The 20354-nt window shown below is 71.2% G+C and carries 17 protein-coding genes and 1 pseudogene; 12 read left to right on the plus strand and 6 right to left on the minus strand.

What is annotated here, in order from left to right; all coding sequences use genetic code 11:
- From ACLQ3F_RS30040 to ACLQ3F_RS30060, 5 genes and pseudogenes are all read left to right on the plus strand, one after another.
- A pseudogene (locus ACLQ3F_RS30040) lies at positions 1–144 on the plus strand (non-reducing end alpha-L-arabinofuranosidase family hydrolase); the annotation flags it as partial.
- Between the two features lie 256 nt (positions 145–400).
- Positions 401–1015: a dihydrofolate reductase family protein gene (locus ACLQ3F_RS30045; RefSeq protein ID WP_357199038.1), complete on the plus strand. Its 615-nt coding sequence runs from the start codon at positions 401–403 to the stop codon at positions 1013–1015.
- 77 nt (positions 1016–1092) lie between these two features.
- Positions 1093–1767, plus strand: coding sequence for a DUF6891 domain-containing protein (locus ACLQ3F_RS30050; protein ID WP_425852943.1), 675 nt, complete (start codon positions 1093–1095; stop codon positions 1765–1767).
- Between the two features lie 123 nt (positions 1768–1890).
- Positions 1891–2784 carry an SGNH/GDSL hydrolase family protein gene (locus tag ACLQ3F_RS30055; RefSeq protein ID WP_425852945.1) on the plus strand — a complete coding sequence of 298 codons (894 nt, stop codon included), beginning with the start codon at positions 1891–1893 and terminating at the stop codon, positions 2782–2784.
- 120 nt (positions 2785–2904) lie between these two features.
- On the plus strand, positions 2905–4326 hold the full coding sequence (locus ACLQ3F_RS30060) for a protein kinase domain-containing protein (protein WP_425852947.1): 1422 nt from the start codon (positions 2905–2907) through the stop codon (positions 4324–4326).
- A gap of 65 nt (positions 4327–4391) precedes the next feature.
- On the opposite strand, the gene ACLQ3F_RS30065 is transcribed toward ACLQ3F_RS30060, so the two are convergent.
- The 3 genes from ACLQ3F_RS30065 to ACLQ3F_RS30075 all read right to left on the minus strand — a co-directional run bounded on the left by ACLQ3F_RS30065 (position 4392) and on the right by ACLQ3F_RS30075 (position 7410).
- Positions 4392–5417, minus strand: a complete 1026-nt coding sequence (locus tag ACLQ3F_RS30065; protein ID WP_357199027.1) for a glycoside hydrolase family 11 protein — start codon at positions 5415–5417, stop codon at positions 4392–4394.
- Between the two features lie 431 nt (positions 5418–5848).
- On the minus strand, positions 5849–6994 hold the full coding sequence (locus tag ACLQ3F_RS30070; protein WP_425853088.1) for an RNA polymerase sigma factor: 1146 nt from the start codon (positions 6992–6994) through the stop codon (positions 5849–5851).
- Between the two features lie 8 nt (positions 6995–7002).
- On the minus strand, positions 7003–7410 hold the full coding sequence (locus ACLQ3F_RS30075; RefSeq protein ID WP_355008594.1) for a YciI family protein: 408 nt from the start codon (positions 7408–7410) through the stop codon (positions 7003–7005).
- A 197-nt stretch (positions 7411–7607) separates the two neighbouring features.
- Here ACLQ3F_RS30075 and ACLQ3F_RS30080 point away from each other — a divergent pair, with 197 nt between their 5' ends.
- The 7 genes from ACLQ3F_RS30080 (at position 7608) to ACLQ3F_RS30110 (ending at position 17021) form a co-directional block, all read left to right on the plus strand.
- Positions 7608–8063 carry a Fur family transcriptional regulator gene (locus ACLQ3F_RS30080; protein ID WP_354969622.1) on the plus strand — a complete coding sequence of 152 codons (456 nt, stop codon included), beginning with the start codon at positions 7608–7610 and terminating at the stop codon, positions 8061–8063.
- On the plus strand, positions 8060–10336 hold the full coding sequence (katG, locus tag ACLQ3F_RS30085) for a catalase/peroxidase HPI (RefSeq protein ID WP_425852950.1): 2277 nt from the start codon (positions 8060–8062) through the stop codon (positions 10334–10336). The genes ACLQ3F_RS30080 and katG overlap by 4 nt, the downstream gene beginning before the upstream one ends.
- 166 nt (positions 10337–10502) lie before the next feature.
- Positions 10503–11876 (plus strand): glycosyltransferase family 4 protein, encoded by a 1374-nt coding sequence (locus tag ACLQ3F_RS30090; protein ID WP_425852952.1) that lies wholly within the window; start codon positions 10503–10505, stop codon positions 11874–11876.
- Between the two features lie 180 nt (positions 11877–12056).
- Positions 12057–13514 carry an O-antigen ligase family protein gene (locus ACLQ3F_RS30095; protein ID WP_425852954.1) on the plus strand — a complete coding sequence of 486 codons (1458 nt, stop codon included), beginning with the start codon at positions 12057–12059 and terminating at the stop codon, positions 13512–13514.
- Between the two features lie 24 nt (positions 13515–13538).
- Positions 13539–14552: a Wzz/FepE/Etk N-terminal domain-containing protein gene (locus ACLQ3F_RS30100; protein WP_425852956.1), complete on the plus strand. Its 1014-nt coding sequence runs from the start codon at positions 13539–13541 to the stop codon at positions 14550–14552.
- Between the two features lie 22 nt (positions 14553–14574).
- Positions 14575–16173 carry an oligosaccharide flippase family protein gene (locus ACLQ3F_RS30105; protein ID WP_425852957.1) on the plus strand — a complete coding sequence of 533 codons (1599 nt, stop codon included), beginning with the start codon at positions 14575–14577 and terminating at the stop codon, positions 16171–16173.
- Positions 16170–17021, plus strand: a complete 852-nt coding sequence (locus ACLQ3F_RS30110) for a sulfotransferase family protein (protein WP_425852959.1) — start codon at positions 16170–16172, stop codon at positions 17019–17021. Before ACLQ3F_RS30105 ends, ACLQ3F_RS30110 begins: the two co-directional genes overlap by 4 nt.
- An 18-nt stretch (positions 17022–17039) precedes the next feature.
- Here the strand turns inward: ACLQ3F_RS30110 and ACLQ3F_RS30115 are convergent, their stop codons facing one another.
- Genes ACLQ3F_RS30115 through ACLQ3F_RS30125 form a run of 3 tightly spaced genes read right to left on the minus strand, consistent with a single transcriptional unit; the run spans position 17040 to position 20252 of the window.
- Positions 17040–18521 carry a hypothetical protein gene (locus ACLQ3F_RS30115; RefSeq protein WP_425852961.1) on the minus strand — a complete coding sequence of 494 codons (1482 nt, stop codon included), beginning with the start codon at positions 18519–18521 and terminating at the stop codon, positions 17040–17042.
- The gene (locus tag ACLQ3F_RS30120) at positions 18518–19297 is read right to left on the minus strand and encodes a sulfotransferase family protein (RefSeq protein WP_425852962.1); all 780 of its coding nucleotides are present in this window, start codon (positions 19295–19297) and stop codon (positions 18518–18520) included. The genes ACLQ3F_RS30115 and ACLQ3F_RS30120 overlap by 4 nt, the downstream gene beginning before the upstream one ends.
- A complete protein-coding gene (locus ACLQ3F_RS30125) occupies positions 19290–20252 on the minus strand; it encodes a hypothetical protein (RefSeq protein WP_425852964.1) in 963 nt (320 codons plus the stop codon). The genes ACLQ3F_RS30120 and ACLQ3F_RS30125 overlap by 8 nt, the downstream gene beginning before the upstream one ends.
- Positions 20253–20354: the final 102 nt, after the last annotated feature.

A 20354-nucleotide genomic window follows, 5' to 3' on the forward strand; every position in this document is an offset into this window, starting at 1 on the left:
GAGCTGCTGCGCACCAACGCCGACCAGACCATGACCGTCAACGCCTGCAACCTGCAACTGCTCTACCAGGGTCGTTCTCCCAGCTCCGGCGGCGACTACGGCCTGCTGCCGTACCGGCCGGGTCTGCTGACCCTGCAGCGCTGACCCGCTCCGATCGCGCTCGACCGACCCGGAACGGGGCGGGCTCGGCGTCACACCGAGCCCGCCCCGCACCACGCCGGGCGCGATTGATCCTCTGGCGTCCTCGGTCTCCGGAAACCTGGCATTGGATCGTTCCCGTGACGTCGGGCTGACAAAGACGGGACACGACACGCGCCAGCGGGGCGGGCTGTGGCTGACGAGTTTGGGACGATGCGCCGGTCGACCTACCGACGTCACCCGACTCGAAGGGACCTCCGCGATGGCAAAGGTCATCTCCACGCTGTTCATCTCGGCCGATGGTGTGGCCGAGATCGACCCTGACTGGCACTTCCCGTACTTCGACGAGAACATGGGCCGCGCCGTCACCGAGGACTACGACGCCGCCAACGTGCTGCTCATCGGCCGCGAGACGTACGACAGCTTCGCCGGGGCCTGGCCGGACCGTGAGGCCGCCGGTGGCGAGGACGCACCGTTCGCCAAGCAACTCGGCGACATGCGCAAGGTCGTCGCCTCGCGTCAGCCGCTGGAATTCTCCTGGCGCAACTCCGAGCTGATTGACGGGGACCTCCTCGACGCCGTCACCGCGCTCAAGGCCGACGCCGGGGTGCGCGGGGTTCTCATCCCCGGGTCGATCTCCGTCGTGCAGCAACTGCTCGCCGCCGGCCTGGTCGACGAGCTGCGTCTGCTGGTGCATCCGGTGGCCGCGCGCAAGGGCCGCAGGCTGTTCGACGAGGGTGACGCGGCGTACCACCTGCGACTGCTGGCAACGGAAGCGTTCCCGACGGGTGTCCTTCGCGTGATCTACGCGCCGGGCCCGGCGCCGACGCCGGTCGGCTACGACGAGGTCACGGACCAGGTGCCAGCCGGAAACTAGGGTGCGCTTGCGGGGACGGCCGCCGCGCCGGCCGTTCTCCGACCGAGGCCGTCACAGGCCCATGTGAAGATCTCGGCGTGACTCAGTGGACGTACAACGATCGCCCTGCCAGCGTCAGGTTCCTCAGCGATCGGATCCCCGAGCCGGGCCGCACCGCCATCGAGGACGAGCTGTGGGCCTGGGTGGTGCGTGGTGAGAGCGACGCGGACGAGTTCGTCTACTTCTTCGACGACGACGACGAGCGCTGCGGCGCGACTGACGATGAGCTCAGGGCGGCACACGAGACGGCGTTGGCGGTTCGGCGGGAGCAGCAGCGCGAGTGGGGTGAGGTGCGTGGCAACCTCACCCGTGCCTTCGTCGAGCTCAACGGGCTGGGGGTGTTGGCCCGGGAGAACTTCAGCTGTTGTGGCACCTGCGCGAGCGCCGAGATCGACGACGAGCGGGACGACTCACGGCACTGGCGCGGCTTTCTCTGGTACCACCAGCAGGACACCGAGTCCCTGCTCGCGAGCGAGGACGGCGAGGTCTACCTCGGCTACGGCGTCTATCCGCCGGCCGACTTCGACGAGGCCGCCTACGCGCGCCTGTCGGAGGCCGAGCAGCAGGCCAGCGACCAGGCCGACCTGGAACGACTGCTGGACGAGGTCGCGTTCCCGGTGCTGCGCAAGCACGGCATGCAGGTGGAGTGGAACCGCAAGCAGTCCCGGCGGATCAAGGTCACCGGTGCCCGGTGGTATGCGCCACTGAATTGACCGCCATCGTTCCATCCCACACTTCGGGCAGATGTTTAGTGAGGCCCATCGATATTGACGCGCGGCCTCGGCGGCGACAGGATCTCGGGCACCACCACCCCTGATTCCCTCCTGGGAGGCGCCATGACCCGTCCCCGCCTGCCCCTCCTGCGGGCAGCCACCCGGTTGGCCGCACTCGCCCTCGCCACCGCCGGCGTGCTGCTCACCGTCGCCACCCCCGCCAGCGCCGCCGTGCCCACCGGCCGCTACGTAGCGCTGGGCGACTCGTACACCGCAGGCCCGCTGATCCCCACCCAGGTCGACCTCAACTGCCTACGGTCCAACCGCAACTACCCGTCGCTGGTGGCGGCGTCCGCCGGTTCGTCGTCGTTCGCCGACGTGAGCTGCTCCGGCGCCACCACTGACGACATCCTCTACGGCGGTAGCGGCCAACTGGGCATCATGACGCCACCGCAGCTCAACGCGGTCACCTCGAACACCTCGCTGGTGACGGTGCAGATCGGCGGCAACGACATCGGCTTCGCCGGCATCATCGGCGACTGCGCGGAGGCGAGCGTCAGCAGCCCCCTCGGATCTCCGTGCAAGAACCGGTACACCGCCGGAGGCGTCGACCAGTTGCAGGCGCGGATCGTCGCCGCCACACCGAAGATCACCGCCGTGCTCCAGGCGGTCCGGCAGGCCGCGCCGGGCGCGCGGGTCGTGGTGCTCGGCTATCCGGCGATCCTGCCCGACAGCGGTTACGGCTGCTGGCCGGTCGTTCCGATCGCCTACCAGGACGTGCCGTACCTGCGTGGCGTGGAGAAGTCGCTCAACGCGATGCTGGCCAGCGTCGCGAGCGCCAACGGCGCCACCTACGCCGACGTCTACACCCCGTCGATCGGCCGTGACGCGTGCAAGAGCAGCGGCACCCGGTGGGTCGAGGGTCTGGTGCCGCAGAACTCGGCCGCGCCGTTCCACCCCAACGCCCGAGGTGAGCAGGGCATGGCCACCGCCCTGATCGCCAGGCTGAACAGCTGATCAGACCGCCGAACGGTCGGAGCGGCCCCGTCGGAAGCGGCGGGGCCGCTTCGTGGGGACACCGGGCTCGGCCGACGTCGCGGTGCTTGGGATCGGGCAGTCCGGGGTACCGACGATGTCATGCCGATCGTGGGGGAAGTCGTCGGGGACCGTTACCGTCTGCTCGAGAGCATCGCCAGCGGTGGAATGGGCGATGTCTGGCGGGCGGTCGACGAAACCCTGGACCGCCGCGTCGCGATCAAGATGCTGCGACCTCGGCTGGTCACCGATCCCGGCTTCGGCGAACGGTTCCGTCGCGAGGCCCGGGCGATGGCGGCCCTGCGTCACCCGGGTGTCGCGCAGGTCTACGACTACGGTGAGGTGTCCCAGCCCGACGCGCCGGTGCTCGCGTACATCGTCATGGAGTGCGTGCAGGGGCAGCCCCTGTCGGAGCGGATCGCCGAGATGGGCCGGCTGGGTGTGGCCGAGACGATGTCGATCGCCGCGCAGACCGCCCGCGCGCTCCAGGCCGCGCACGACGCCGGCGTCGTGCACCGGGACGTCAAGCCCAGCAATCTGATCATCGAGCCGGACGGGCACGTCGTACTCGTCGACTTCGGCGTCGCGGTGACCCAGGAGGCGGCGAGCCTCACCGGGACGAACCAGGTCGTCGGCACCGCCCTCTACATGGCGCCCGAGCAGGTCACCAGGAGCGAGACGACGTCGGCGATCGACATCTACGCGCTGGGAGCGGTCGTCTACCACTGTCTTGCCGGCAGGCCCCCGCACGAGGGCGAGAACGCGATAGCGGTGGTGTTGCGTCATCTCGAAGAGGAGCCGTCGCCACTGCCCGAGGACGTTCCGGAGGCGGTCCAGCGGTTGGTCGCCACCGCGATGGCCAAGGACCCCACCCGTCGCTTCCCGACGGCGGCGACAATGGCCGCGGCGGCCCAGGGGCTCGCGGATCCGTCCGATCAGCTGCGGACGGCTGTCGGAGCGCCGGTCGGGGCGGCGGTCGAACGCACCGAAATTCAGCGGTCGGTCGTCGGCGGTGCGGCGAAGCGGTCGGGCGGCCCTGGGCCCAAGGTGCTCGCTGTGGTTCTCGGATCGATGGCCGCCGCAGCAGCCGTTCTGGTGTTCGCCGATCCCATCGGGATGATGACGGGCCCGACCGACGGGCCGTCGACGCCGCCAGCGGTGTCGCCGACGGGCCCTTCGCAGCGCGAGCCCGACCTGGGCGTGGGCGGCGGAGAGCCGGCTACCCGCGGTTCCGGGGGTCTGCCGGTCCGCGCGCCTGGCTCCCCGACCCCGACGGCAGGCGTTTCGGCGGGTGCCGGGCCGGTCGGCCAGCCAACGCCCTCCGGCGAGAGCACCGGGGGCGCGCCCGAGCCCACCTCGTCCGAGAGCCCGCCAGCGGAGCCGACGGCAGCCCCGACGGGTGGGACGACGGCGGCGCCGACCGCGACAGCGTCCGAGGAGAGCGAGGAGGAGCCGGCCACGGAGCCGACGAAGAAGCCGTCCCCGGGGGCGCCGGCCGCGGACGAGAACGCGGCGCCGGTCTAGTGACACACTGCTGGCGTGACGGCCGAGGCCGCCACGCCAGCACCGTGGGTCAGGAGTCGATCGGGTCAGCCGGTGCTGCAGGTGATCGTCGGCCAGTTCCAGTTGCCGTTGGCCATGACCGTGATCCCGAAGTTGTTGCCGTTGCCGTTCGGCCTCGCGGTGACGGTGCCGCTGCTGCCGCTGACGGAGGCGTTCCAACTGTTCTGGATGCTCTGGCCGCCACCGAGGCCGAGGCTGACCACCCAGTTGTTGGTGCCGCTGACGGCGACATTGAGGTTGAACCGGTCACCCCACTGCTGGCCGGCGGAGATCGTCGCGTTGCAGTTGCCGTTCCCCGGGTTGCCGGTGGTGGGCGGAGTGGTCGTCGGGTTCCCGCCGCTGCCCTCCCGCACGGTGATGTCGGAGCTTCCCTGGCTCTGGTAACCCTCGGTGGCCATGACCTGGTAGCTGTGATTGGTGCCGAGGTTCAGGCCGGCCCGGGCCCAGGCGTCGAAGTGGTTGGCGGTGGTGATGGTGCCACTCGAGCGCTTCTGCTGGCGGACGCTCCAGAACTGGTAGAACGTCTGGTTGCCGTCGATCGACGGGGCGTTGACCCGCTGGCTGCGGAGGATGTCGTAGGTGCCGCCGTCAGTGGTGACAGTGCCCATCCGGGTGGCGCCGCTGCTGGGGTTGTAGCTGCCGAAGTTCTCCACCACGTAGTACTCGATGAGCGGGTTGCGCGTCCATCCGTACAGGGCGAGGTAGGTGTTGTTGTTGCCCGGGTTGTAGCTGCCCGAGTAGGTGACCGTCCGCCGGGTGCCGGTGGCCCAACCCTTGCCGCCGACCCAGTTGTTGGTGCTCCTGTCCCAACTGCTGGTGTATCGGCCATCGGCGCGCAGCGTCATGCTGGCGTTGCCGCTGTCCTTCCAGAACGAGAAGTAGTACCCGTTGTGCGTGCCGGTGAGGTTCGACGTGAGGGTCCGGTCGGCCTCGGCGTACGCGTTGGTGGCCGTCATCGTGCCGGCGACGGCCACGACGGCGGCGCACGCGGCGCCCAGGAGCAGCCGCATACGGGCGCGGCCTCTCGGTTTGGTGTGGCTGGTGTCGGTCATGGAACTGTTGCCTCCTCTGACGGCTGGCGGGGGCCAGCGGCGCGGTACGCCTCGGCAGGCTGCCGGTGGTCGGGTGACGGCCACGGCGTCGTACCGCTCGGTGGTGGTGGGGCCGGTCGTCCTGCACGACGATCGGAGAAGTGGGGCGTGGTGGCTGGTGCTGACGACAATCGAACGCCGTCGATGGCGACCGTATTAACCCGGCCGTCGACTTGTCAACAACTTCCGGAAACAGAGCAGCAACACCGCCGCCAGCACCGGAGCGGCATCCATCCAGGTCAGTAGTGGATCAGAGGTCAGGGCGGTCGTCGCGGCGTCCCAACAGCCGAACATCGGCCGGGATGGGTCCGCCGAAAGTTCCGGAGACTTTCCGGACCAGGTGCCCCGGCCTTGGCCAACGACACGGGCGGACGCTCCCGTTGCCCGAGGGGTCAGCGACGACGTAGGTCGTTGAGCCGGGCGGCCTGGCGGGTCAGATGGTCGCGTTCGGCGAGGTTGGGGGCCTGCTGGGCAGCCTCGGCGTACAGCCGCGCCGCCGTTGCCAGGTCGCCGTCACGCTCGTTCAGGTACGCCGCCACCGCCGTGTACCGGGGCAGCGCGTCGTCCACCGCCGCGAGCGCCGCCAGGCCGGCCCTGGGACCGTCGGCCTCACCGACCGCCACCGCGCGGTTGAGTCTGACGACCGGGTTCCCGGTCAGGCGCACCAGTTCGTCGTACCACTGCACGATCTGCACCCAGTCGGTCTCCGCGGCGGTGGGCGCGTCCGCGTGCAGCGCCGCGATGGCCGCTTGGGCCTGGAACTCACCCAGTTGGTCGCGGGCCAGGGCCGCCTGGAGAATCGCGACGCCCTCTGCGATCGACCGGGTGTCCCAACGGCTGCGGTCCTGCTCGGCGAGCGGCACCAGGCTGCCGTCGGGGGCGGTCCGGGCGGCGCGCCGGGCGTGGTGCAACAGCATGAGGGCGAGCAGCCCCGCCACCTCGGGGTGGTTGATCCCGTTCGCGAGCTGCCGGGTGAGCCGGATGGCCTCGGCGGCGAGGTCCACGTCACCGGAGTAGCCCTCGTTGAAGACCAGGTAGAGGACGCGCAGGACGGTGGCGACGTCACCGGGTCGGTCGAACCGCAGCCCGGAGATGGTGCGCTTGGCCCTGCTGATGCGTTGCGCCATGGTCGCCTCGGGCACCAGGTAGGCGTGGGCGATCTGCCGGGTGGTCAGTCCGCCGACAGCGCGCAGCGTGAGCGCGACAGCGGACGACGGCGTGAGCGACGGGTGGGCGCACAGGAAGTAGAGCTGGAGCGTGTCGTCTGCGGTGGGGGTGGACCCCGGCTCCGGCTCTTCCTCGACGAGATCCTCGCGCCGGCGGCGAGCGGTGTCGGCTCGGGCCGCGTCGAGGAACCGTCGCCACGCCACGGTGGTCAGCCAGCCCTTCGGGTCGCGCGGCGGGTCGGCCGGCCAGACCCGGACCGCTTCGACCAGGGCGTCCTGCACGGCGTCCTCGGCCGCCGCGAAGTCGATTCCGCGGCGGACGAGGATCCCGAGGACGCTCGGCGTGAGGTTGCGCAGCAGCGTCTCGTCCATCGGAGTCGTCACTCCGTGATGGTGGGGGGCTCGCTCAGGAACGGGCGCAGCTCCAGCCACTCGTGGATCGGCTTCCCGCCCGCCCCGGGCGCGGCCGACAACTCCCCGGCCAGCTCGACAGCCCGGTCGTAGCTGTCGACGTCGATCACCATCCAGCCGGCGATGAGATCCTTGGTCTCGGCGAACGGGCCGTCGGTGACCGGCGGGCGGCCCTCGCCGTCGTACCGGACCCACGCTCCCTCCGGGGCGAGTGCCTGACCGTCGACGAACTCGCCGGTTCCCTCGAGTCGAGCCGCGAAGTCGCGCATGTACTGCATATGGGCCGAGATCTCCGCCGGGGTCCACTGGTCCATCGGCACGTCGTTCACCCCGGCCGGGCCGCCCCGGTAGTGCTTGAGCAGCAGGTACTTGGCCATCGTGGTGCTCCTTGGTGTTGGCTGCGACCCATCGTGGTCACGTTCACTCCGGGGACGGAGCCGCTCGGCGCTTCTCGACACGGCTGTCCGAATTTCTTCCTCCCGCAGGTTAACCTCGGGTGAATCGTCCGCCGTTGAGGCACCTCGGGCGGCGCAAAACTTGATTCGTTCCAAAATAGTGAGCTAGTGTTCGTCGGGTGATGTCCGACTTCGAGGCGCAGCTACGGGCTGTCTCGTTGCGCGTGACCCGGCCCCGGTTGGCGGTGCTCGCGGCGCTGCGTGACCACCCGCACGTCGGCACCGACGCGGTGATCGCGCTGGTCCGCGCGGACCACCCGACGGTCTCCCACCAGGCGGTGTACGACGTGCTGCGGGTGCTCACCGACGCCGGGCTGGTGCGGCGCATCCAGCCGGCCGGGGCGACCGCCCGATACGAGTCCCGGATCTCGGACAATCACCACCATGTCGTGTGCCGCTCCTGCGGCGCCATCGCCGACGTCGACTGTGCCGTCGGCCACGCTCCCTGTCTCACCGCCTCAGGCGACCACGGTTTCGTGGTCGACGAGGCGGAGGTCGTCTATTGGGGCACCTGTCCCGACTGCGCGACCGAACGCACGCCCCAGAGATCCGCAAGCTCGGAAGGAAGTACATGAGCGACACCCAGGACAACGGCCCCGTCAGTGCGCAGGGCGTGGACCAGAAGGCAGCGGCCGGCTGCCCGGTCGCGCACGACTCGGTGACCGCGCACGGCAGCGAGAGTGAGAACCCGGCGATCGACTCGCCGACCCCGAAGACCGGTGGTCGTCCGCGCACCAACCGGGACTGGTGGCCCAACCAGCTCGACCTCTCGGTGCTGCACGCCCACTCGAACAAGGGCAACCCGCTGGGCGAGAACTTCAGCTACGCCAGGGAGTTCGCCAAGCTCGACGTCGAGGCCCTCAAGCGCGACATCGTCGAGGTGCTCACCACCTCGCAGGACTGGTGGCCGGCCGACTTCGGCCACTACGGCGGCCTGATGATCCGGATGAGCTGGCACTCCGCCGGCACGTACCGCATCGAGGACGGTCGCGGTGGCGCCGGCGACGGTGGTCAGCGTTTCGCTCCGCTCAACAGCTGGCCGGACAACGCCAACCTGGACAAGGCCCGCCGGCTGCTCTGGCCGGTCAAGCAGAAGTACGGCCAGAAGATCTCCTGGGCCGACCTGATCGTGCTCGCCGGCAACGTCGCCCTGGAGTCGATGGGCTTCAAGACCTTCGGCTTCGGTTTCGGTCGCGAGGACGTCTGGGAGCCCGAGGAGATCTTCTGGGGCCCCGAGGACACCTGGCTGGGAGACGAGCGCTACGCCTCCGAGAAGGAGATGGCGGCTGGCGTCGGCTCAACCGAGATGGGTCTCATCTACGTCAACCCGGAGGGCCCCCGCGGTAACGCGGACCCGCTTGCGGCGGCGCACTTCATCCGCGAGACCTTCGGCCGGATGGCGATGAACGACGAGGAGACCGTCGCCCTCATCGCCGGTGGTCACACCTTCGGTAAGACCCACGGTGCCGGCGTCGCCGACAACCACGTGGGTCCGGAGCCCGAGGGCGCGCCGCTGGAGGCGCAGGGCCTGGGTTGGCTGAGCACCCACGGCAGCGGCAAGGGCGCGGACACGATCACCAGTGGTCTCGAGGTGACGTGGACCGACGTGCCGACGCAGTGGAGCAACCGCTTCTTCGAGATCCTCTTCGGCTACGAGTGGGAGCTCACCACCAGCCCCGGCGGTGCGAAGCAGTGGGTCGCCAAGGACGCCGAGGCGATCATCCCGGACCCCTTCGACCCGGCGAAGAAGCACCGGCCGACGATGCTCACGACGGACCTGTCGCTGCGCGTCGACCCGGCGTACGAGAAGATCTCCCGCCGCTTCCTGGAGAACCCCGACCAGTTCGCGCTGGCCTTCGCCAAGGCGTGGTACAAGCTGCTGCACCGCGACATGGGCCCGATCGAGCGCTTCCTCGGGCCGTGGGTGGCCGAGCCGCAGCTCTGGCAGGACCCGGTGCCGGTCGTCGACCACGAGCTGGTGGGCGACGCCGCCATCGCCGCACTCAAGGCGAAGGTCCTGGAGTCGGGTCTCACGATCGACCAGCTGGTCTCCACCGCCTGGGCGTCCGCCGCGAGCTTCCGGCACACCGACAAGCGCGGTGGCGCCAACGGCGCGCGGATCCGTCTCGAGCCGCAGCGCAACTGGGAGGTCAACCAGCCGGAGCAGCTCGCGACCGTCCTGACCACCCTCGAGGGCATCCAGCGGGAGTTCAACGAGGCCGGCGGCGCGAAGATCTCCATCGCCGACCTGATCGTGCTGGCCGGTTCGGCAGCCGTCGAGAAGGCTGCGCGGGACGCCGGCGTCGAGGTGACCGTGCCGTTCCGGGCGGGCCGCACCGACGCGACCCAGGAGCAGACCGACACCGAGTCGTTCCGGGTCATGGAGCCGCGCGCCGACGGTTTCCGCAACTACCTGCGTCCCGGCGAGAAGACCCAGCCGGAGGTGCTGCTCATCGACCGTGCGTACATGCTCAACCTGACCGCGCCCGAGATGACCGTCCTCATCGGCGGTCTGCGCTCCCTCGGCGCCAACGTCGGCGGCAGCCAGCACGGTGTGCTGACCGACCGGCCGGGCGTGCTCACCAACGACTTCTTCGCCAACCTGCTCTCCCCGGGCACCCGGTGGAGCGCGTCGAAGTCCGACGAGCACGTGTACGAGATCCGCGACCTGGCCACCGATGAGGTGAAGTGGACCGCCACCGCGGTCGACCTCATCTTCGGGTCCAACTCGCAGCTGCGCGCCCTCGCCGAGGTCTACGCCAGCCAGGACGCCCGCGACAAGTTCGTCGCCGACTTCGTGGCCGCCTGGACCAAGGTCATGGAGCTCGACCGGTTCGATCTCGCCTGACAGGTACCACCGACGAGCCCCGGCCGATCAGCACGTGATCGACCGGGGCTCGTCCCTGTTCGCGTGCCGTTCGACGCGGCACCAGCGCCGGTCACCTCGATGTCACCCCCGGTGCCATTCCCTTTGCGGCGAATCCCATGGATGATTTTCCTGTCTCATTGATCAGGTGGCGGACAGGCCCATCCATGGCAAGGTGTTGACCCTGCCCCGGGCGGCGGGCGCGGACCTAGTCACGCAGGGAGTCAACGTGGCCCATCCCGACCTGCAGGCCGAGGACGTGGACCAGCACGCCGAAAGCCCTGCGATACCCCGGCAACGGGTGGTCTCCGCCGGGCGGTCCCGAGCGGGCGTCGCCGACACAGCAGTCGCCTGGCGTCCGCTGCGGATCGCGATGATCGGTCAGAAGGGGATACCGGCGACCTACGGCGGGATCGAACGGCACGTGGAGGAGATGGCCAGCCGGCTCGCCAGCTACGGCCACGAGGTCACCGTCTACTGCCGCCGGAGCTACGGCGAGACGCCCGCAGACGGCTACCGGGGCGTACGGCTGCGCCAGACCCACACGATAGCGAGCAAGCACCTCGACGCCATCGTGCACGCGGCGACCTCGACCATGGCGGCGATGGCCGCGCGGCCCGACATCGTGCACTACCACGGGCTCGGGCCGGCCCTGGTCGCCCCGCTTCCGCGTGCCCTGTCCCGGGCGCGCGTGGTGTTGACGGTGCACGGGCTGGACAACCAGCGGGGCAAGTGGGGGCTCGCCGCGCGGGCCGTGCTGGGCAGCGCCCACTGGTTCAGCGGGTACGTCCCGCACCAGCGGGTAGCGGTCTCCCAGGGGCTCGCCGCCCACTACGGCGCCCGGTTCGGCCGTCCGACGACCTACATCCCGAACGGCGTGAACCCGGCCCGACCGGCGCGTACCCGTCAGATCCAGAACCGGTTCGGGCTGACCCCCGGAGGCTACCTGCTGCTGGTCGGTCGGCTGGTGCCGGAGAAGGCGGCCGACCTGCTGATCCGGGCCTTCCGCCGGACCGAAACCCCGATGCGCCTGGCGATCGTCGGCGGGTCGTCGTTCACCGACGACTTCGTGGACCGGCTGCGCCGGGAAGCCGGGGCGGACGACCGGATCGTCTTCACCGGGTTCGCCTACGACGACCTGCTCGCCGAGCTGTACGCCGGAGCTGCCGGCTTCGTTCAACCGTCCCGGTTGGAGGGACTGCCGTTGACGTTGCTGGAGGCGGCCGCGTACGGGCTGCCGGTGATCGCCAGCGACATCGCGCCGCACGTCGAGGTGCTCAAGGCCGACACCGCCGGCGGGCGGTTGTTCCGCGACGGCGACGAGGACGACCTGGTCCGGGTGTTGACGTCGCTGCTCGCCAACCTGCCGGCTGAACGGGCCGGCGCGGTGGCGCTGGGCGAGCAGATCACCAGCAGGTACAGCTGGGACACCGCCGCCCGCGAGTTGGAGCAGCTCTATCTAAGGCTGGCCCCGGAGCCGGGCCGGCGGGCCAGGGCACGACCCACGGCGACCGCCGACTGACCGGGCGGTGTCAGCCGGGGCAGTGTCGGATCAGCCCCCCGGGGGACGGGGCAGTCGGTGCAACGGCCCCTTCTGCCGTCGAGGTGACAGGACTAGATTGAACCGATCTTGTGCCGGGAGGACATCGGTTGGCCGCGCCCGGCAGCGGCCGAGCAGCGTCGATTCAGTTCAGTGGGATCAGTGGAACAACACACTCAGCAGGTCACTCCGCTCATGACCAGGCGGCTCGACCCGACCCGCCTGCTCACCGGCGCGGCGGCGCTGGCCGCCGCGGTCGTGGCGGTGGTCGCGGGTGTCTCCATGGCGGCCGGTGACCGCAGGGGGATGGTGCTGCCGCTCGCGGCGGTCGTGGGGATCGCGGTGGCCGTCCTCGCGCTGACCCGGTTCGCCGGGTACGTGCTGCTGATGCTCGCGGTGCGCTCCTGCGTCGACCTGTTCAAGCTGACCGGCCCGAGCGCCGGCCAGGCCGAATCCGGCGGGACGGCCCGGGCGGTGGACCCCTCCACCCTGCTCGCCGTGCTGTTCCTCCTCGCCGCCGGGCTCTGGCTGGCCGCGCAGCTCAGCCGGCACGGGCGGCTACGCGGCTCCCCGCTCAGCTGGGCCATGCTGCTCGTCGGTGCCAGCAGCCTGGTCAGCGCCCTCGGTGCCAGCCGGCCGGCGAACAGCCTGTTGGAGGCGCTGCGGATCCTCACCGTGGTGGTGATGTTCGTGGTGCTGGAACAGCTCATGCCGGACACCGCGGCGATCCGTCGGGTCCTGCTCGCCTGCTACGCCTCGCTGGTGCTGGCGCTGGGCTACACAGTCGTGCTGTCGCTGCTCGGCAACCCGCCGGCCGAGCTGAAGGGCGACTTCACCCGCATCAGCGGCACGTTCAGCCAGTCGACCACGTTCGGCCGCTACCTGATGTTCATGGTGATCTTCGGGTTCGCGGTGTACCGCTTCCTCGATCGTCGCCTGCGGGCGTCCCTCGGGGTGCTGCTCGCGCTCTCGCTGCTGTTCCTGCTGCTCACCAACACCCGCAGCGCCCTGCTCGGTGCGGCGATCGGCCTGGTGGTGGTCGCCGCGCTGCATCGCAGCAAGCGGATGCTGGTCACCCTCTGCGTGGTGGCGGTCGCCGGGGTGGCACTGGTGCCCGCCGTCGGCGAACGCTTCGCCCAACTCGGCACGTCCCGCGCTGTCGGCGGAGACCCGACCGGAAACACCCTGGCCTGGCGGATCGGCTACTGGACCGAGATCGTCACACTCGCCGACCGGAACCCGGTGACCGGCATCGGGCCGAACATGACCCAGCGGGAGACCGACGAGGCGAAGAAGCCGCACAACGACTTCCTGCGGGCGTACGTGGAGACCGGGCTGCTCGGTCTCGGGGCGTACCTGCTGATGCTGTTCGCCCTTGTGCACACCGCCCGGACCGCGCTGCGGCGCGCGCCTCCGGGCAGCTTCGAGCGCGGCGTCGCGGTCGGGTTCACCGGCTGCGCCGCCGCGTTCGTGGCGGTCAGCGCCGCTTCCAACGTCATTTCCAACGTGGTCACTCTCTGGTACTTCGTCGCGTTCGCCGCGGCGGCCAGCGTGATCGCCCGCCAGCCGGCTCCGAACCTGACCGGCGAGCAGCCACGAGGCACGTCCGTCCCGGTTTGACTGAACGACAGCATTGGGGAAAAAGTGGAGATCGTCGACTACCTGCGGGTCGCCCGGCGGCGCCTCTGGGTACTCGTGGGGGTGCCGGTGCTCGCCACCGGCGCCGCGGCCGCCATCGTCCTGTCAGCGCCACAGCAGTTCAGCGGGACCGCGTACGTGGCGGCGCCGGCCCTGGTGGGCGGCGTGGCCGGAACGCAGTACACCGGTACGCAGGCGGCGAACCAGTTCGTCGCGGCGTTCGGCGCGGCGGTCACCTCGCCCCGCGTCCTCGCCGACGTGGCCGCCGACACCGGGGTGCCGCCGGAGCGGTTGCGCGACGGGCTCGCCATCACCCAGGTCGGTGCGAGCAGCCAGTTGGAGGTGACCTACACCGCCGGCGACCGGGCGACTGTCGCGCCGGTGCTGACCGCGACCACCACCCGGGCGCTGGCCTTCCTCTTCTCCTCCCAGGTCGGCATCGCCACCGGTGAGGTCGAGGCGGCCAACGCCGACGTCACCGCGGCGACCAAGGCGATCGGTGAGTGGGAGAAGACGAACAAGGTCTCCCAGCCGGACCGGATCTACCAGGCCACGTTGGGCGAGCTGACCAGCCTGCGCCAGCAGCAGCTCTCCATGCAGGCGGTCGGCAACGGTAGAGGTGTCGACGCGGCGACCGCCGCGATCACCGCCGCCCAGAAGAAGCTCGACGAGCTGGGGCCGAAGCTCCCCGACTACCAGGCCCTGATCGCCCAGCGGGACGCGGCGACCAACGCCCTGTCCCAGGCGCGGGAAGGGTTGCAGGCGGCGCGGGCGCAGGCCCAGGCCGCCGATCCCAAGCAGGTGACCAGCATCGGCGAGGCGCACGAGGTGAGCCGGATGACCGAGCTGGTGCGCACCGCCCTGCCGGTGGGCGGTGCGGGTCTGCTGCTCGGGGTGCTGCTGGTGGGCGTACTCGAACTGCTCTCCCGGGGTCGTGCCGCCGCCCGGCCGGCGGCCCCGGCGGCGACCACAGCGGCCTCTCCGGCACCGGCGGAGACCGTGACCGCGGCACGGTCGTGACCGTCGGAGAACGGCCCGGCGGGTGCGCGAGGTGACCGGCCGGTCGTCGGCCGCGCCGGAGGCCGGCGACCAGCAGGTACGCGGCATGGCCCGCGGCGGTGTGCTGAACCTGGGCAGCGCCGTGCTCAGCCAGGTGGCGCTCTTCCTGGTCATGTTGTTGCTGGCACGGGTGCTGGGTGTACGCGAACTCGGCCGGTACGCCCAGGTCTACGCCGTGCTGTCGCTGCTGGGGCTGCTCTCGCTCTCCGGCTTCCGGGCCGGACTGACCCGGTTCGTGGCGGTGCACCTCGCCGACGACGAGCCGGCCGCCCTGCGGGGCGCGATCCGGCTCGGGATCGGCATCTCGGCCCTGGCGTCCACAGTGATCGCCCTCGGTCTGGTGGTCGGCGCGCCGTGGCTCGCCGACGCCCTGCACGACCCGCAGCTCACCACCGGGCTGCGGTTGGTGGCGCTCTGCCTGCCCGCCGCCACCGTCTGCGAGGCCGCCCTCGCGGCCACCCGGGGGTGGCGCACGCAACGGGCGTACGCGCTCATCGGCCAGGTCTACGATCCGGCCGCCCGGCTGGTGCTCACCGCTCTGGCGCTCGCCCTCGGGGCCGGCCTGACCGGCGCGTTCTGGGCGCTGGTGGCGGCGAGCTGGAGCGCGGCCGGGCTCGCCCTCGTGGCGCTCGCCCGGATGGTGCGTCGGGTGCCCGCCGCCCGGCCCGCGTACCGGCCGGGCGAGCTGTTCCGGTTCTCCACCGTCAGCTGGGTCTCCTCGCTGTCGTCCACCGGGCTGATCTGGGTGGACGCGCTGCTGCTCGGTTTCTTCGACTACGGTCCCGACGCGATCGGCGTCTACCACGTGGCGACCCGGCTGGTCACGATCGCGGTGTTCGTGCTGGCACCGGTGAACGCCTCGTTCGGTCCGCACCTGGCGCACCTCTACCACCAGGGTCGACTGGACGAGGTACGCCGGATCTACCGGGTCGCCACCGGTTGGGTGCTCCGGCTGTCGCTGCCGGCCTTCGTGGCGTTGCTGGTCTTTCCGGAGCAGTTGCTGCGCGTGGTCGGCGGACCGGGTCTGGCGGGCGGTGCGGCGGTGACAGTGGTGCTGGCGCTCGGCCAACTCGTGAACGCCGCCACCGGGCCCTGCGGGACGCTGCTGAACATGTCCGGCCGGGTCTCGGTCAACATGGTGGACAACCTCGCGGCCCTGCTGCTCAACGTCCTGCTCAACCTCTGGCTCATCCCGGCGTACGGCATTCTCGGCGCGGCGGTGGCCTGGGCGGTGTCGTTGGCAGCGGTGAACGTCGCACGGGTCTGGCAGGTGCGCGCGCAGGTGCACACCGTGCCGGTGACGGCGGGCATGGTCAAGGGCCTGGTCGCCGCGCTGGTCGCGATGGGTGCCGGGTTCGGTGTGCGGTGGCTGCTCGGGGGCGGGACCGTGCAGCTCGTGGTCGGTCTGGCCGCGATCGTGGCGGTGTACCTCGCCGTGGTGCTCGCCCTCGGGCTCAGTCGGGAGGACGTCATGGTGTTGCGCTCGGTGACCCGCCGAGGCCCTCGACGCGCCCCGGCCGACCCCGCCGACCCCACCGACAGTGCCGTTGTGGGTGCCGCCCGCCCCGTGGTCCGCTCGTGACCGGCGTCGTGCGGCGTCAGGTCACCGACCGGCTGCGTCGGGGGGTACGCGCGGCGCGGGCGTGGGGGCGCGCGGCGAAGCCGGGAGAGCCCGGTCCGTTGCCCGATTTCCTGGTGATCGGTGGGCAGCGCTGCGGCACCACGTCGCTGTACCACCACCTTGCCGCGCATCCGCAGGTCCGGGTGGCCAGCGGCAAGGAGTTGCAGTACTTCAGCATCCACCACGGTCGGGGCGCGCTGTGGTACCGGGGGCATTTCCCTCGTCTCGCCCCGGGTGAGCGCACGTTCGAGGCGAGCCCCTACTACCTGTTCCATCCGAGCGTGCCGGCCCGGGTCGCGGCGACCCTGCCGCAGGCGCGCTTCGTCGTCCTGCTGCGCGATCCGGTGCAGCGGGCCTACTCGCACTACCTGCACACCCGCTCGTACGGTGTCGAGCCGCTGTCCTTCGCCGACGCCCTCGACGCGGAGGAGGAGCGGCTGGCCCGGGCGACGCGCGGTGGCCCGGACAGCGCCGCCGCGCACCGGGCGTTGCGTAACTATTCGTATGCCGCCCGGGGTCGCTACGCCGAGCAGTTGGACCGCTGGTTCGCGCATGTCCCGCGGGAGCGGATCCACGTCGCCCGAACCGAGGACCTGCACGCCGACCCGGCCGGCACGTACGCCGACATGCTGCGCTTCCTCGGCCTGCCGGCCTTCACCCCCGAGGCGTTCACCCGGCACACCCGTCGCGTCGACCCGGGAGTCTCCGAGCTCACGCCGGAGCTGCGAGAGCGCCTGGGTGAGCACTTCGCGCCGCACAACACGCGCCTGGCCGCGCTGTTGGGCTGGCCCGACCCCTGGCCCGGCTAGGGCGCGGCGGTCTCCGTCCTAGCGGACGGCGGCGAGGATCCGGTCCACCGGCTGGTCGGCGCGGAGCAGGACGGGGACGTCGGTCACTGTGGTGCCCCCGCCGGCCGCGCCCAGCGGGGAACCCACCGCCCCGGTCCGTCCGCCCGGTGTCGCCGGCACGGTCACCGGCGTGTTCGACGCCGACCAGAGCACCAGCGTGCTCGACCCGCCCCGGACGAACGCGACCCCGTGCAGCCTGCCGGCCACCGGGGTGGGCAGCGGGGTGACTGTGGCGTCCCGCGCCGCGTCGGCCAGGGCGGCCAGCATCCGGCCGGCGTCCCGTTCGGCGCCGTCCGGGTCGAGCAGGCCGTAGCGGACCTCGCTACCGGCGGCGTTGTTCGGGTTGTACGCCAACGGCAGCCAGCTGATCTCACCGATCCCGCCGGCGACCAGCAGGGTGACCGTCTTGACCATCTCCGCCGCCCGGCTGGCCGGGTCGCCGTCGCCGTCGCGCCAGAACTGCCCGACCTCCCACGCCTGGATCGGCGTGCCCGGTGGTGTGGTGGCGCGCAGGTAGTCCAGCAGCGGGGCCACCCCGCTGAAGTGCTCGTAGAAGTGCACCTGGCGGACGTCGACGGTGCGGTCGGTCAGCAGCGACTCGGTCACCGCCAGGAAGCGCAGGCTGCGGCTGTTGGTCTCGGTGCCGAGCGCCCGGCGTAGTTGCGCCTCCCCGTTCACCGCCGGGATCTGCTGCCCCCGGGTGCCGACCCGACGTTGGAAGTACGCCTGGTAGGCGGCGACGGCCTCGGGCATCCGACCGGCGCGCACCAGCCGGTCGGCGACACCCATGCCGTACGCGACGCTGCTGATGCCGGAGTCGACCACCAGCGCCTTCGGGTCGGTTGCGCGGATCGTCTCGGCGGCGACCCGGACCAGCCGCGCGTACTCCTCGGGGCTGCCGGCCCAGTAGCTCGGCGCGTTGACCTCGTTCTCGATGGCGTACTCCCGCACACCGTACGGGCCGTAGCGCTGCACCACCGAGCGGACGAACCGCTGGTACGCGCCGAGGTCGGTGGGCATCGCCGACTCGGTCTTGTTCGCCGTGCCCCGGGTGTAGCGGGCCTTGCCACCGGTCGCCCAGCACACGCCGGTGCGGATCTTCAGGTGCAGCGTGACGCCCAGGTCCCGGCTGCGCGAGGCGATCTCGTCCAGCCCAGCCCAGTCGACCTGCCCCGAGGTTCGTTCGATCTCGCACCAGGAGATCTCCTCGTACGTCGCCGAACCGGCGAGCCGGCGCAGGTACGGCTCGAACTGCTGGTACCGCGACCAGTCCCAGTGCGCGCCGAACGGGTTGCTCACCGGGTCGCCGACGCGCGCCGGCGGGGCGGCTCCGGGTGTCACCTTCGCGGAGGGGGTGGCGGCCGGTGGCGGATCGTCGTCGCCGGCGGTGCAGCCGGCGGTGAGCAGGAGCGTGACGGCGACGGCGGTCGCGGCCGCGCGCAGCCGGCCGGGGCGGGTCACCGGTAGCCCAGCGCGCGCAGGGTCGGACCGGAGAAGACCCAGACCAGCAGGCGCAGGAACGGGTCGAGTTCGCGGCGGTAGCTGCCCACCCGGGAGCCGTAGATGGGTGCGGCGTCGCCCACCGCCGCCCGTCGCCGCTCCGCCTCGGTGGTGTACTTCTGCGCCACGTCGTGCTGCTTGCTGTCGTAGTCGAGGATGCCGTCCTCCCAGGGCTCGCCGAGGAATTCGAAGAGGCCGCGCATCGTCTTCTCCGGCTCGCTGACCGCCTCCTCGTACCGCAGCTCGTAGTAGCGGTCCGCCGGCAGGGTGGCGCCGACGGCCCGCGCGGTGCGGATGTAGCGCGGCCACTTCACCACGCACTTCACAGCGGACCAGTAGCCGAACCGTTTGCGGTGCGAGACCACCACGTCGCGTCCGTCCCGGATGAGGTGCACGATCTGGGCGTCCGGGAAGACCTCGGTGACGAAGTCGAGCGACATGGCGTACAGCGGGGTCTTGTCGGCCCACCGGGCCTTGCCCCGCGTGGCGGCGTAGTCGGCGTGCACGCCGCCGAAGAAGTCCCGGATCCGGCGCAACCAGTCCTCGCGCGAAAAGCCGAAGCGGGCCAGTCGCTCCCAGTCCCGGCCGACAATCCGTCGCAGGTCCGGCAGGAACCGCGTCTCCGGACCGCAACTGATCCGCGAGTGCGAGTCCAGGACGAGACGCACCATCGTGGTGCCCGACCGCTGGCAGCCGACCAGGAAGATCGGTGCGGTACGGGTTCCGGTCTCAGCCACTGTCGACCGCCTTCGTCGTCTCGGATCGGGCGTCGGCCGCGGCGCGATCGAGCCGGTCGGTCAGCTCGTCGCAAAGGGCCCGGACGCGCCTGTCGATCGGTAGCCGTCGGTGGTTCGTCGGGCCGTGCGACGCGCGTGGGGCGATGTGCGCGTGCAGCCGGGGATGGTAGGTGAAGTCGAGGAAGGCGCAGAGCCGCCGGAGCTGCGCGGCGGGCTCCGCGACCAGGCTGTCGTAGCGGCAGAGCAGCACATCGGCTCGCTGGTCCAGGCCGAGCTGGAAGAACAACGAGTTGCGGACGTACCAGAACAGCGCGGCGCCGCTGTGCGGATCCAACCCCTGCGGGTCGTGGGCCCGGATCAGTTCGACGGTGTCGGCGTCGAGGCGTTGCCCCTGCCACCGGCGGCCGATGCTGCCGTCGGCGATCGCCCGCAGGGCCCGCAGGTTGGCGTCACCGAACTTGGCGACCTCGGAGCGGGCCCGGTCGTCGACGTCACGGTAGACCCAGAGCGCCCGCCCGGGGGTCAGCCCCGGCAGGGCCAGCAACTCGTCCACGCGGTGGCTCTCACAGAGCGGCTTGACCAGGACGTACGCGTGCCGGCTGCGCTGGAGAGTGGCGGTCAGCACCGGGTCGGGGCGCAGTTGGAAGCGGTGGAAGAGAGTGCCGTCGTTCTCGTTGCGGACCTCGACCTCTCCGGCGGCGTCCAGGCCCCGGACCAGCATGTTCGTGCCGGAGCGTTGCAGACCGACCAGGTAGACCGGCATCGCCGAGCCGGGCGTCCGGCCGGCCCGCCGCCGCCAGCGTCGCTTCGCCAGTGCGGTGCCGATCCGGTCGACCGGGTTGAGGCGGTCCTCCTCGATCAGCCGTCCGATCCCCTCGTCACGAGCCCAGCGCAGGTGCCGCCGGACCCGGCGCGCGGTGTACGCGAGCGCGGAGACCTCGTCGTCGGCTGCCACGGTCCTCCTCGTCGGACACCGGCCCCGGCCCTGCACCAGAGCGGGTGTGACCGGCGGCAGCCAGGTTATCTGGAGATCATGGCGGGAGGCCAGGCCGCGGAC

This window comes from Micromonospora sp. DT15 (assembly GCF_049841475.1).
Classification (GTDB): Bacteria; Actinomycetota; Actinomycetes; order Mycobacteriales; family Micromonosporaceae; genus Micromonospora.

Excerpts from the sequence above, each read along its gene's own strand:
- ACLQ3F_RS30045 (WP_357199038.1), top strand. The coding sequence starts at position 401 with ATGGCAAAGGTCATCTCCACGCTGTTCATCTCGGCCGATGGTGTGGCC.
- ACLQ3F_RS30055 (WP_425852945.1), top strand. The coding sequence starts at position 1,891 with ATGACCCGTCCCCGCCTGCCCCTCCTGCGGGCAGCCACCCGGTTGGCC.
- ACLQ3F_RS30060 (WP_425852947.1), top strand. The coding sequence starts at position 2,905 with ATGCCGATCGTGGGGGAAGTCGTCGGGGACCGTTACCGTCTGCTCGAG.
- ACLQ3F_RS30065 (WP_357199027.1), bottom strand. The coding sequence starts at position 5,417 with ATGACCGACACCAGCCACACCAAACCGAGAGGCCGCGCCCGTATGCGG.
- ACLQ3F_RS30070 (WP_425853088.1), bottom strand. The coding sequence starts at position 6,994 with ATGGACGAGACGCTGCTGCGCAACCTCACGCCGAGCGTCCTCGGGATC.
- ACLQ3F_RS30075 (WP_355008594.1), bottom strand. The coding sequence starts at position 7,410 with ATGGCCAAGTACCTGCTGCTCAAGCACTACCGGGGCGGCCCGGCCGGG.
- katG (WP_425852950.1), top strand. The coding sequence starts at position 8,060 with ATGAGCGACACCCAGGACAACGGCCCCGTCAGTGCGCAGGGCGTGGAC.